This is a genomic window from Pseudoxanthomonas helianthi, assembly GCF_017939625.1.
GTDB lineage: Bacteria > Pseudomonadota > Gammaproteobacteria > Xanthomonadales > Xanthomonadaceae > Pseudoxanthomonas_A > Pseudoxanthomonas_A helianthi.
The window spans coordinates 244,688-256,240 of sequence record NZ_JAGKTC010000004.1 but is presented as its reverse complement, the minus strand read 5'-3'; the positions used below and the strand labels follow the sequence as shown (position 1 = coordinate 256,240).

The window sequence follows — 11,553 nt, the reverse complement described above, 5'->3', positions numbered from 1 at the left end:
CCGCAAGGGTTGTTGCAATGCGAAACGGCTCATCGCCTCAGGCGGCGGGCAGGTTCCGTTCGAGCAGCCAGGCCTTCGCGTCCTCGGCGTCGCGTTCGAACCATGCCTGCGTGGAGCCGAGGCGGAACGTGTAACCCCACGCATCCATGTCCGCCATCAGCCGCTCGCGGCCGACGCCGGGCAGTTCGTCGGCGAGGATGATCTGCAGGCAGCAGGTGGCGTCTTCCTCGATTACCGAATCGGTCGCGTCGGTGTGCACCGCGGCGCGCTTCTCCGGCGGCAGCACGATCAAGTGGCCCGCTTCGTGCAGCAGCGAATGGATCGGCGTGTCGCCGCGCGCGTACACGCGGTGGGCGATGACGCCGGCTTCGGGTTCGCCCCAGAAACTGCCGGGTATCGGCGCATCGTCCTCGACGCGGTGCAGTTCCAGCCCGTGGCGGGCGAGCAACGCGGCCACGGCGGCGAAGTCCAGATCGCGCAGGCGCAGGACTTCGGGCTCGACGGCGGCGACTTGCGCGTTCATGCGTGGAATCGCGGGAGCGGGCGGGCCCGCTCCCGCGGAAGCATCAGGCCGGACCTTCCGGCAGCGCGACCGAGATGTCGAGCACGTCGTGGTCGCCGTCCTTCATCAGGTCGACCTTGACCGCGTCGGCGTCGACGTTGACGTACTTCTTGATCACTTCCAGCAGTTCGCGGCGCAGCAACGGCAGGTAGTCGGGCGCGCCGCGCGAGGTGCGTTCCTGCGCGATGATGATCTGCAGGCGGCTCTTCGCGGTTTCGGCGGTGTTCTTCTTCGCCTTCAGGAAATCGAACAGGCCCATGTTCAACCTCCGAACAACTTGCTGAAGAAGCCTTTCTTCTCCGCGGTGGTGAAGCGCATCGCCCGGTCTTCGCCGAGCAACCGCGCCACGGTGTCGTCGTAGGCCTGGCCGGCCGGGGATTCCAAGTCGAGGATCACCGGTTCGCCCTTGTTCGACGCGTTGAGCACGTCGCCGGATTCCGGGATCACGCCGATGGTCTTCAGGCCCAGCACTTCCTCGACGTCTTTGATGCTGAGCATTTCGCCGCCCTCGACGCGCGCCGGGTTGTAGCGGGTCAGCAGCAGGTTGGCCTTGAGGTTCTCGCCGTTCTCGGCGCGTCGGGTCTTGGAGTCGAGCAGGCCGAGGATGCGGTCGGAGTCGCGCACCGACGACACTTCCGGATTGACCACGACCACCGCCTGGTCTGCGAAGTACATCGCCAGGTAGGCGCCCTTCTCGATGCCGGCCGGCGAGTCGCAGACCACGTAGTCGAAATCGTCGGCAGCCAGGTCCTTGAGCACCTTCTCCACGCCTTCCTTGGTCAGCGCGTCCTTGTCGCGCGTCTGCGAGGCGGCGAGGATGTACAGGGTGTCGAAGCGCTTGTCCTTGATCAGGGCCTGCTTCAGCGTGGCTTCGCCCTGGGTCACGTTGACGAAGTCGTAGACCACGCGGCGCTCGCAACCCATGATCAGGTCGAGGTTGCGCAGGCCGACGTCGAAGTCGATGACCGCGACCTTCTTGCCGCGGCGGGCCAGGCCGCAGGCGATGCTGGCGCTGGTGGTGGTCTTGCCCACGCCGCCCTTGCCGGACGTGACGACGATGATTTCAGTCAATGCGGTTCTCCTTCGGTGATGCGTCTGTTTTGTTCGGGGTTATTCCTGCGCCGCGATCTTCAGCTGGTCCTTCTCCAGCCACACCTGCACCGGCTTGCCGTGCAGTTCCTTCGGCACTTCGTCCAGCACCATGTAGTGGCCGGCGACGGCGACCAGTTCGGCGCGGAATTCGCGGCAGAAGATCCGGGCGTCGGTGTTGCCTTGCGCGCCGGCGAGGGCGCGGCCGCGCAACGGGCCGTAGATGTGGATGGAGCCGTCGGCGATGACCTCGGCGCCTGCGCCGACCGAGCTCAGCACGGTCAGGTCGCGGTTTTCGGCGTACAGCTGCTGGCCGGAACGCACCGGCGGCTTCTGCACCAGGCCGGGCTGGCTGCTGGCGGCCGGCGGCTTCGGCGCGGCGGCCTTCGGTGCTTCGGCGACGGGCGCGGGCGCGGCGGCCGGTGCCGGCTCGCCGACGCGCTCGTACTGCGCGCGGAACTTGGCCAGCAGCGGCAGGCCGAGCTGTTCGGAAAGTCTTTCGGTTTCGCTGGTGCCGTAGGCCAGCGCCACCGGCAGCACGCCGGCGTCGCGCAGGCCGTCGAGCAGCGAACGCGCGGTAGCCGCGTCGGGCAGCTGGCTCAGGCCGCCGAAGTCGACGATCACCGCGGCGCGGCCGAACAGCTTCGGCGCGCGCTGCACCCGCTCGTGCATTTCCTGCACCAGCTGGGCCACGTCGAGGGTGCGGATGCGCAGGTTGGCGATGCCGACCTGGCCGATTTTCAGTTCGCCGGCCTGTTCGTAGCCGGTGGCTGCGGAAGTCGCGCTCATGTGCCGGTCGGCCTCTGCTCGGTGGCCACGGACTTGCGGCGCGCGCGCGTCCACGGCAGATCGGGCAGGGCGTCGCCGTAGGTGTCGCGCACCCACGGATAACTGCACAGCTCCTTCATCAGCATGCTGGCGCGCACGCCGAGGCCTTCCATCGCGTGCTGGCCGACTTCGCGGAAGCCGAAGCTGCCATGGAACAGCAGCGCCGGGTCGGCGCCGTGGTCGATGAACACTTCGCAGGCCAGCTGCGGGTAGCGCAGCTCGGCGAAGCTCTGCACGTCGGCGTAGAACGCGCGGCCGACGCCGCCGCCGCGGCGGCGGCTGGCGACGACGATGCGGTCGATGTAGAAGAACTGCGGATAGCGCTGGCGGAACCACGCGAAGTTGCTGCTGTCGTGGTCGTTGTCCGAACCGAAGCCGACCAGGAAGCCGGCGAGGTTGCCGTCGCGTTCGGCGACGCGGAAGTAGTCGGCCTGTTCGTGGAAGCGGCGCAGGCGCTGCGCATCCAGCGGCAGGATCGCCAGGCCGGCGTTGTTGTTGAGGGCCAGTACCGAATCCAGCTCGTGCTCGCGCACGTCGCGGATGACGATCGACATTACCGGGAACTCCAATGGGGGCTTGCATGGCCGTGTGCGGCCGCGGCGGATTATCGCATGGTTGCCCGGCGCCGGCCTGACCGGAAATTCACTCGCGCCATGACTTCCGTCCGGCGTGGCCGCAGCGGGTTGCGCCTAAGATGGGGGCATGTGGTCCCGTCTCAGCCATACCCGCCTGCTGCGCGCCGCCGGCCTCTACACCTGGGCGCTGGTCGGCATTCCCATCGTCGGCAACGCCTGGTTCCTGCCGCCGTCCAGCGGGGTGGACGAGCAGGGCATCAACGTGCCGATGGCGATCACCGCCTACCTGCTGTTCGGCGCCAGCTACTGGCTGGCGACGCGCTCGCTGGCCTCGTCGCGGGCGCGGGCCTCGCTGTGGGACGTGCCGCTGCTGGTGCTGCTGACCGCGTCGGCGGTGGCGGTCGGCCTGTTCACCAAGACCGGCCTGGGCGCGCTGCTGATGCTGATCGTGGCCGGCGTGCTGCCCTGGCTGCTGACCCTGCGCTACGCGGCCGCGTGGCTGGTGCTGGCGCACGTGTTCCTGGTGCCGTCGTTCATGGCGCTGGGCATCTTCAGTTTCTGGGAGGCGGTATTCCAGGCGCTGTTCTACGTCGGCTTCGCCGCCTTCGTGCTGGTCACCGCCTACGTGGCCCGCGAACAGGCGGCCGCGCGCGAGGAGCAGCGCCGGCTCAACGCCGAATTGCGCGCGACCCGCGCCCTGCTGGCCGAAAGCACCCGGGTCAACGAGCGCACCCGCATCGCCCGCGAACTGCACGACCTGCTCGGCCACCACCTGACCGCGCTGAGCCTGAACCTGGAGGTCGCCGGCCACGTCACCGAAGGCCGCGCCCAGGAACACGTCCGCCAGGCCCACACCCTGGCCAAGCTGTTGCTGACCGACGTGCGCGAGGCGGTCAGCCAGCTGCGCGGCGAGGACACCATCGACCTGGCCTCGGCCCTGCTGCCGCTGGCCGAAGGCGTGCCTTCGCTGGACATCCGCATGAACATCGAACCGGGCCTGGCCCTGGACGACCCCGAACGCGCGCATGTCCTGCTGCGCTGCACGCAGGAAATCATCACCAATGCCGTGCGCCACGCAGGCGCCAGCCGCCTGTGGATCGACTGCCGCCGCGAGGACGGGCAGGTGGTGATCGAGGCCCGCGACGACGGGCGCGGCGCCGAGCAGGTGGTCGCCGGCAACGGTTTGCGCGGCCTGCGCGAGCGCCTGCGCCTGCATGGCGGCGACGTCTCCATCGATCCGGGCGCCGGGCGCGGCTTCCAGTTGCGCCTGCGCATGCCGCTGGGCGTCCTTGAGCCCTGGCACGACGGCGAACTGCACGCCGCCGCTGCTCCGACCGACCCAGAAGAATCCACTACCCGAGGTGCCGCATGATCCGAGTCTGCCTGGTCGACGACCAGACCCTGGTGCGCCAGGGCATCCGTTCGCTGCTGGCCCTCGACGACGGCATCGAGGTGGTGGCCGAGGCCGGCGACGGCCAGCAGGCGGTCGAACTGATCCCGCAGGTCCGGCCCGACGTGGTGCTGATGGACATGCGCATGCCGGTGATGTCCGGCCTCGAGGCGCTGCAGGCGCTGGCCCGCGCCGGGCAGCTGCCGCCCAGCATCATCCTGACCACCTTCGACGACGACCAGCTGGTGCTGGCCGGGTTGAAGGCGGGGGCCAAGGGCTACCTGCTCAAGGACGTGTCGCTGGAGCAGCTGGTCGGCGCGATCCGCACCGTGGCCGAAGGCGGCTCGCTGGTACAGCCGGCAGTTACCCAGCGCCTGCTCTCGGGCCTGGAACACATGCGCAACGACTTCGTCAGCCTGGACCGGCCGGACCCGCTGACCGACCGGGAAACCGAGATCCTGCGCCTGATGGCCAGCGGCTTTTCCAACAAGGAAATCGCCAATTCGCTGGGCGTGGCCGAGGGCACGATCAAGAACCACGTGTCGAACATCCTCAGCAAGCTGGGCGTACGCGACCGTACGCGGGCCGTGCTGAAAGCGTTCGAATTGCAGTTGGTGTAACCGGCGACGCGCGTCGCTTCCGGACGATCTCTGGCGCGGCGCAGCATCCCGGCGTACCAGTGGCCGCAAGGGTCGCGATTGGTCTGCTTCGCCGTCCTTCTTCGCCCGCCCGGGAGGCTGACCTCGGCGGCGCGGCCTGCTAGGATGCGGGCCTGCTTTGTCACGTCCCGGCCGGCGCCGGCCCCTGGAGATTCCTGAATGACCCGTTTGCTTGAGTTCCTGATCGCGTTGGGACTGGTTCTGGCGCTGTTCTTGATTGTCGGATTCGTGCTTCCGTCCGAGCGTCGCCTGTCGGAAAGCGTCGAAACCAACCGCAAGATGACCATCGTCTACGACACGCTCAACAACGTGCGCCGGATGAAGGACTGGAACCAGTTGCTGCCGGCGAAGTCGCCGAGCGTGAAGTACTCGGGCGGCGGCGAGAACCACGAAGGCGTCGGCGCGCGCGTCGATTTCGACACTCCCGAATTCGGCAAGGGCCATTGGGAAATCACCGGCAGCGAGCGTCCCGCGCAGGGCGCGGGCGGCCAGGTGGTCTTTTCGATCGTCGACAAGAAGCTCGGTAGCGAGAAGACCACGACCTTCAAGCTGGAGCCGACCGGCAAGAACAACCGCAACGTCAAGATCACCCAGATCTACGACGTGAAGTACCAGTGGTGGAACCTGGTCGGCCGCTACGCCGGCATGTACGTCAGCCGCCAGGTCGGCGACGCGATGAAGACCAGCCTCGGCAAGCTGACCAACCTGCTGGCGACCGTGCCGAACTCCGATTACCGCGAGGAGGGCAGCAAGCTGGTCGGCCTGAAGGTCGTCGACGTGCCCGCCGAAGACCTGCTGGTGGTCAACGCCGGCAACATCGACCTGAACAACGACGCGATCAAGGCTTCGATCAAGTCGAACCAGGAATGGATCAAGCGCGTGATGGAAGCCAACGGCCTCACCGCCGCGGGTCCGGTCCGCATCATCACCACCGACATGGGCGCCGACAAGTACGCCTTCGACGTGGCCCAGCCCGTCAGCAAGGCCGGCGTCGAGCCGGGCACGCTGACCGCGACGATCAGCGGCGGCGCACCGGTCAAGGTAGTCAACACCAAGCCGCATCGCGCCGCGACCGGCAACTTCACCGGTTACATGTCCGGCCTGAACGCCGCCCGCGACGCGCTGCGCGCCTGGGCGACGACCTACGGCTACGAAGTCACCGACCGTCCGTACGAAACCTGGAACAGCGGCACCGACGCGCCGTTCACTTCGATGGACAGCAAGTACGACATCTACTGGGCCGTCAAGTAAGCCCGGTCGCCTGGAACCCGACGCGCCGCATCTGCGGCGCGTCGCGTTTCGGGCCCAACGAAATCCCGGCAGGACGCCAAATCACCCGAGGCTCCGCCATGTTCGATCCGCTTTCGCGCCAGCGCAGCAAGCCTTCGTTGTTCGCCTTCATCGGTGGCGTGCTCGCCGCGGCCGCGATCGCGTTGTCGGCCTATGCCGCGCACGGCGTCGCCGACGCGCATCTGCAGGGCAACCTGCAGAACGCCGCGTTGTACGCCTTCGGCCATGGCCTCGCCCTGGCCTGCCTTGGGCCGCGCGCCAATCGCACCCTGGCCCGCACCGGCCTCGGCCTGTTGCTGCTGGGCACGCTGTTGTTTTCGGGCAGTCTTGCGGCGAATGCATGGTGGGGTTTCACCACGAAGCCGGCGCCGCTGGGCGGCATCGCGTTGATGCTGGGCTGGCTGCTGTGGGCGTTCGACGCGCTGCGTCGCTAGGCTCTCGTGGGAGCGGCCTTGGCCGCGAATGCTTTTGCGCAATTCGATGGCCGCTGAAGAGCATTCGCGGCCGAGGCCGCTCCCACGAAAGCGTTTACGCAAACAGGATAGGGCCGCATCGCGCTACGATGCGCGCATGCCAAGACATGCCCGGGGCTTCGACACCGAAGCCGCTTTCGATCACCTGAGCAAACGCGACCGCAAGCTAGGCGCGTGGATGAAGCGCATCGGCTACCTCGCGCCGGAGGCAGGCTGGCGCAAGCCGTTCGATCCGGTCGATGCGCTGGCGCGGGCGATCCTGTTCCAGCAGCTCAGCGGCAAGGCCGCATCGACCATCGTCGGGCGGGTCGAGGCAGCGATCGGCAGCCGGCGCCTGCACCACGACACATTGGGGCGCATCGACGACGATGCGCTGCGCGCCTGCGGGGTGTCGGGCAACAAGACCCTGGCCCTGCGCGATCTTGCGCTGCGCGAATCGCGCGGCGAAATACCCTCGTTGCGGCAGATGGCGACGATGCACCACGACGAGATCGTGGCCGCGCTGGTGCCGATCCGCGGCATCGGACGCTGGACCGTGGAAATGATGCTGATGTTCCGCCTCGGCCGGCCCGACGTCCTCCCGATCGACGACCTGGGCGTGCGCAAGGGCGCGCAGGTGGTGGACAAGCTGGACGAGATGCCGACGCCGAAGCAGTTGCAGGCACGTGGCGAGAAATGGGGACCGTACCGCACTTACGCAGGGCTGTACCTGTGGCGCATCGCCGACGGCGAGGGCGAGGACGTCACTGCGTCGAAGACCAATCGTTCGCAGGATTGATTGCTACGTCCTGATGTATCACCCGATGTGGGAGCGACGTCAGTCGCGATCAACGAAGCGATGGTCTGCCAGGCGTCGCCGGACAGCTGAAAACAGTACTGCGCTGCTTCCCATGCCTTCGTCGATTCCGATGAAACAGGGCTTCGAATTCGCGACTGACGTCGCTCCCACGACGAACGATCAAGCGATGTGGCGCCAATGCCACGGCTCGTACACGATGCCATGCGGGTTGTCGCGCGGATAGCTCATGACGAAGCCGAATTCGCCGGCACGGTCGCGCAGCCACGCGAAGGCTGCGGTGCGTTCGAACGACTCTTCGGCCGGCGGTTCGCCTGGCGTGCCGATGTCGAGCGCGTCGCCGCCGTGGTGTTCGCTGTAACCCGGTGCTGCGTTGACGGTCAGGATCTGTTCGACCGTCTGTCCGCGCGCGAGCTTGCGTTCGAAGATGCCGAGTTGGTAGTCGTGGCTGCGGTATCCGGAGATCGCTTCCAGCACCACGTCGTCGTCCGCGGCGGCGCGGCGCATCGCCTCCCACGCGCGCGCGGCGGCGGCGGTCAGCCACAGTGGCCGGCGGTAGCGGTCGAAGCCGGCGAAGGCGAGGGCGGCGGGTTCCGGCACCAGGTCCAGGCCGACGCGTTCGCCATAACTTTCGTCCAGCCCCAGCGCATGCAGGCGTTCGCGCAGGCGATTCAGCGGCAGGCAACCCAGGGCGTCGATGTCGAACCGGCGATCGGTGCGCAACGCCAGCGCGTCCAGCGCGGCGTCGGCATCGATGTCTTGCGTCCAGCGCGGCAGCAACGGAACGATGCCTTCCGGCACCGTGGCAGCGAGGTAACGACCGTCGCGCTTGCGGCGCAACAGGTATTGCGCGCGCGCCAGCACCCGTGCGTCGGCGTTGCCTCGCGCGCGCAACAGGCGCGCCGGCCACAGTTCGATGTCGGGCGTATTCAGGAGATCCAAGGGCTGGCCGCGCATCGGCGCAGCTTAGCGGTGCATCTGCGGCCCCGCCAGTCAGCGCTGCCGCCAGCCCCAGATCGCCATTGCGCCAGCTACCACTGCGGCGAACCACGAAGCCGCAACGGGTATTTCGAATTGCCCGACGGCGAGCGGCAAACCGAGCGACGCGCGATACACCTGCAGCAGCGCGACCACGCTGAAGATCAATGCCGATACGCGGCAGTAGGCTCGCGAACCTGAAGCGGACATGGGGTCTCCTTAAGCTTCACCGGAACGGACGACTTTGCGGGAATGGGCCGGATGCGCGCAGGGCATCGAGCAGCGCCTGGGGTTTCTCGGGGCTGAGCAGGATGAATCGCCCGTCGCGTTGCGGCAGGACCAGCACGCGTTCGCGGCCGGTCAGCAGGCAGAACGCCTTGTTGCGGTTGCGCAGGCGATAGTGGCCTGCCTGGAAAAAGGGCAGGTTGAAGCCGTTGGTCTTCAGCGTCGGCTTCAACTCGGTGCGTTCGGCCAGATCCACGACACGCGCGTGGTCCAGGTCGAGCGCATCGATCGGGGTGCGCCGGGTATAGAAGGTCGCGGCCACGCAAAGTTCGCGTCCGTCGACGCGGATGCGACGGCGACGCAGTGCGAGCAGGGGGATCCCCACCGCCAGCACGAGCAGCAGCGGCAACCAGGGCGGCATCGGCGTGGCCTGGTGCCGTGGCACGAACAGCACGCCAATGACGACGGCCGCGACGATGGCGACTAGGATGGCCCAGGAGGCCGCATGCAACGGCTGCAGCGGGAAGTCCTGCGTGGCGTCACGGTCCCTCACGGCGAGGCTCCGTGCGAGAGCAGCGGTCCGAGCACGTGCAGCACGATATCGGCGGCGAAGTGGCCGACGATGGCCATTTCCAGGCCGCGTTTCCAGTACAGCCAGCCGAAGGCCACGCCGGCCAGCGCGTTGAGCAGCACGGTGCGTATCACGACCATCGCGTCGAGCCCCCACACGTGATTTGCGGCGGGGAGGTGGCCGGCGCCGAACAGGAGGGCAGCGGCGATGATGGCATTCCAATAGGTGGCGTCGCGCGGCTGCGCGCCCTTGACCTTTGCGGCAATCCACACCAGCAAGGTCATCAGGAACAGGCGCAACTGCAGTTCTTCGGCAATGCCGCCATAAAAAGAAGCGAGGAATCCGTTGAACGCCGATTGCGCGCCCCCCACTTCGGCCGGCGGATGCTGCATGGGCGGCAGGAACGGATCGATCGCCATCGATGCGCCGATCACCAGCACGGCGGCGAGCGCGCCGAGCAGGGCGGAATTCAACGGCTTCAGGCCGGATTTCTCCAGCGGCTGGCGATTGATCCAGTGCTGCAGCAGGGGCGCGCCCAGGCCGACGCGGTGGCCCATGCGCAGGCCGAGCAGGGACAGGCCGCCCAGTACGATGCAAGCCTGGATCGCCTGCGCGACCACCAGCACCCACAGCGGCACCGGGATGCGCGCGAACCTGTCCGGCATCATCTGCATCAGGTATGGAATCAGCGCAGCCGTGGCCAAGCCGGCAACGACGGCGAAAACCGCCGCGACCTTCAGGTCGGGTTTCCACGGCGAGGGCAGGGCGGCGGACTGCATCCTCATGCTTCCTTTTTCAGGAACAGGCGGATCGAATCCATGGCCTCGGACTGGACGGCCGACACCAGTTCCCAGCCGAGTTGGCCGACACGGTTCAGTTCTTCCTGCGCGCGTTCGGTGATGGGTTTGCCGAACATCTGCAGCTTCACTTCGATCACCTGGTAGGTCCAGCGCTTGCTCATGGTTCCTCTCCTTCTTCGTTGTCCGGCTTGTTGTTCGGCAGCCGTCCCGCCTTGCGCAGCGCGTCGCGCAGCGCGTACTCGATCTGCGCGTTGAGGCTGCGCAACTCGTCGTCGGCCCAGCGCTGCGCCGCGGCGAGGACCTCGGCGTTGATGCGCAGCGGATAGGCTTTCTTCTCTGCCACGATGCCGGCCGCTCAGTACAACGTGCCGGCGTTGACGATCGGCTGGGTCGCGCGTTCGCCGCACAACACCACCAGCAAGTTGCTGACCATCGCCGCCTTGCGCTCCTCGTCGAGCTGCACCACGCCGTTCTTCTGCAGTTCGGCCAGGGCCATTTCGACCATGCCGACCGCGCCGGCGACGATGCGGGTGCGCGCGGCGATGATCGCGTTGGCCTGCTGGCGCTGCAGCATGGCCTGGGCGATTTCCGGCGCATAGGCGAGGTGGCTGATGCGCGCGTCGAGCACCTGCACGCCGGCATCGGCGAGGCGTTCGGCCAGTTCGTCCTTCAGGTGCTGGGAAATCTCGGTGGCGTGGCTGCGCAGGGCGACCTGGCCCTCCTCGTGCTGGTCGTACGGATAGCTGGTGGCCATCGTGCGCAGCGCGGATTCGGACTGGATGTGGACGAAGCTTTCGTAGTCGTCGACGTTGAACACCGCCTCGGCGCTGTCCACCACCTGCCACACGATCACCGCGGCGATCTCGATCGGGCTGCCGTCCAGTTCGTTGACCTTGAGCTTGCCGGATTCGAAGTTGCGCACGCGCTGGCTGACCTTGCGCTTGGCGTAGAAGGGGTTGTTCCAGCGCAGGCCGTTGTCCTTGACCGTGCCGATGTACTTGCCGAACAGGCTCAGCACCGCGGCCTGGTTGGGTTGCACGGTGTACAGGCCGATCAGGCTGAGGAAGGCGACGATGCCGACGACGATGCCTGCGAGGAGCCTGGCCGGCGATGCCGGACCGACGCCCTTGAGGTCGGGCCCGATGCCGGTGACGACCAGCCAGCCGGCCAGCAGGCCAACGACCAGTACGCCGAGCAGGAAGGGGATGCCGGGCAGCGAGCGGATGGGGTTCTCTTTCATGGGTGGTTCCTCCGGGTTCGGCAAAAGTAGATATCAAATTGATATCAAGTTCAATAACCGTTCGTCGGCGGGCTGCC

The 11,553-nt window shown here is 67.3% G+C and carries 17 protein-coding genes; 5 read left to right on the top strand and 12 right to left on the bottom strand.

Features of this window, described 5'->3' with window-relative positions; all coding sequences use genetic code 11:
* Window positions 1-37 precede the first annotated feature (37 nt).
* From J5837_RS16125 to J5837_RS16105, 5 genes are read right to left on the bottom strand one after another with little or no spacing between them, the layout of a single operon-like run.
* On the bottom strand, window positions 38-523 hold the full coding sequence (locus J5837_RS16125) for a hypothetical protein (RefSeq protein ID WP_210537845.1): 486 nt from the start codon (window positions 521-523) through the stop codon (window positions 38-40).
* A 43-nt stretch (window positions 524-566) separates the two neighbouring features.
* Window positions 567-821: a cell division topological specificity factor MinE gene (minE, locus tag J5837_RS16120; RefSeq protein ID WP_210537843.1), complete on the bottom strand. Its 255-nt coding sequence runs from the start codon at window positions 819-821 to the stop codon at window positions 567-569.
* A gap of 2 nt (window positions 822-823) precedes the next feature.
* Window positions 824-1,633: a septum site-determining protein MinD gene (gene minD / locus J5837_RS16115; protein WP_210537841.1), complete on the bottom strand. Its 810-nt coding sequence runs from the start codon at window positions 1,631-1,633 to the stop codon at window positions 824-826.
* Window positions 1,634-1,672: 39 nt separating this feature from the next.
* Window positions 1,673-2,440, bottom strand: a complete 768-nt coding sequence (minC, locus tag J5837_RS16110) for a septum site-determining protein MinC (protein WP_210537840.1) — start codon at window positions 2,438-2,440, stop codon at window positions 1,673-1,675.
* Window positions 2,437-3,033: a GNAT family N-acetyltransferase gene (locus J5837_RS16105; RefSeq protein ID WP_210537838.1), complete on the bottom strand. Its 597-nt coding sequence runs from the start codon at window positions 3,031-3,033 to the stop codon at window positions 2,437-2,439. Before J5837_RS16105 ends, minC begins: the two co-directional genes overlap by 4 nt.
* Before the next feature lie 148 nt (window positions 3,034-3,181).
* On the opposite strand from J5837_RS16105, the gene J5837_RS16100 reads away from it, so the two are divergent.
* From J5837_RS16100 to J5837_RS16080, 5 genes are all read left to right on the top strand, one after another.
* Entirely contained in the window at window positions 3,182-4,426 is a 1,245-nt protein-coding gene (locus J5837_RS16100) for a sensor histidine kinase (RefSeq protein ID WP_210537836.1), read from the top strand.
* On the top strand, window positions 4,423-5,064 hold the full coding sequence (locus J5837_RS16095) for a response regulator (RefSeq protein ID WP_210537834.1): 642 nt from the start codon (window positions 4,423-4,425) through the stop codon (window positions 5,062-5,064). The genes J5837_RS16100 and J5837_RS16095 overlap by 4 nt, the downstream gene beginning before the upstream one ends.
* 198 nt (window positions 5,065-5,262) lie before the next feature.
* Window positions 5,263-6,354, top strand: a complete 1,092-nt coding sequence (locus J5837_RS16090; RefSeq protein ID WP_210537832.1) for an SRPBCC family protein — start codon at window positions 5,263-5,265, stop codon at window positions 6,352-6,354.
* A 98-nt stretch (window positions 6,355-6,452) separates the two neighbouring features.
* On the top strand, window positions 6,453-6,827 hold the full coding sequence (locus J5837_RS16085) for a DUF423 domain-containing protein (RefSeq protein ID WP_210537830.1): 375 nt from the start codon (window positions 6,453-6,455) through the stop codon (window positions 6,825-6,827).
* Window positions 6,828-6,963: 136 nt separating this feature from the next.
* Complete coding sequence (locus J5837_RS16080) at window positions 6,964-7,644, top strand: DNA-3-methyladenine glycosylase family protein (protein WP_210537828.1); 681 nt, start codon at window positions 6,964-6,966, stop codon at window positions 7,642-7,644.
* A gap of 180 nt (window positions 7,645-7,824) precedes the next feature.
* On the opposite strand, the gene J5837_RS16075 is transcribed toward J5837_RS16080, so the two are convergent.
* The 7 genes from J5837_RS16075 to J5837_RS16045 are packed head-to-tail and all read right to left on the bottom strand — an operon-like array spanning window position 7,825 to window position 11,476.
* Window positions 7,825-8,619 (bottom strand): M15 family metallopeptidase, encoded by a 795-nt coding sequence (locus J5837_RS16075; RefSeq protein WP_210537826.1) that lies wholly within the window; start codon window positions 8,617-8,619, stop codon window positions 7,825-7,827.
* Window positions 8,620-8,655: 36 nt separating this feature from the next.
* Window positions 8,656-8,850 (bottom strand): hypothetical protein, encoded by a 195-nt coding sequence (locus J5837_RS16070; protein WP_210537824.1) that lies wholly within the window; start codon window positions 8,848-8,850, stop codon window positions 8,656-8,658.
* 16 nt (window positions 8,851-8,866) lie between these two features.
* On the bottom strand, window positions 8,867-9,418 hold the full coding sequence (locus J5837_RS16065) for a PH domain-containing protein (RefSeq protein WP_210537822.1): 552 nt from the start codon (window positions 9,416-9,418) through the stop codon (window positions 8,867-8,869).
* Window positions 9,415-10,215 carry a CPBP family intramembrane glutamic endopeptidase gene (locus J5837_RS16060; protein ID WP_210537820.1) on the bottom strand — a complete coding sequence of 267 codons (801 nt, stop codon included), beginning with the start codon at window positions 10,213-10,215 and terminating at the stop codon, window positions 9,415-9,417. Before J5837_RS16060 ends, J5837_RS16065 begins: the two co-directional genes overlap by 4 nt.
* A 2-nt stretch (window positions 10,216-10,217) precedes the next feature.
* Window positions 10,218-10,397, bottom strand: coding sequence for a DUF4177 domain-containing protein (locus J5837_RS16055; RefSeq protein WP_210537818.1), 180 nt, complete (start codon window positions 10,395-10,397; stop codon window positions 10,218-10,220).
* Window positions 10,394-10,579 (bottom strand): type II toxin-antitoxin system antitoxin, encoded by a 186-nt coding sequence (locus tag J5837_RS16050; RefSeq protein WP_210537816.1) that lies wholly within the window; start codon window positions 10,577-10,579, stop codon window positions 10,394-10,396. The genes J5837_RS16055 and J5837_RS16050 overlap by 4 nt, the downstream gene beginning before the upstream one ends.
* Before the next feature lie 12 nt (window positions 10,580-10,591).
* Window positions 10,592-11,476, bottom strand: coding sequence for an SPFH domain-containing protein (locus J5837_RS16045; protein ID WP_210537814.1), 885 nt, complete (start codon window positions 11,474-11,476; stop codon window positions 10,592-10,594).
* Window positions 11,477-11,553: the final 77 nt, after the last annotated feature.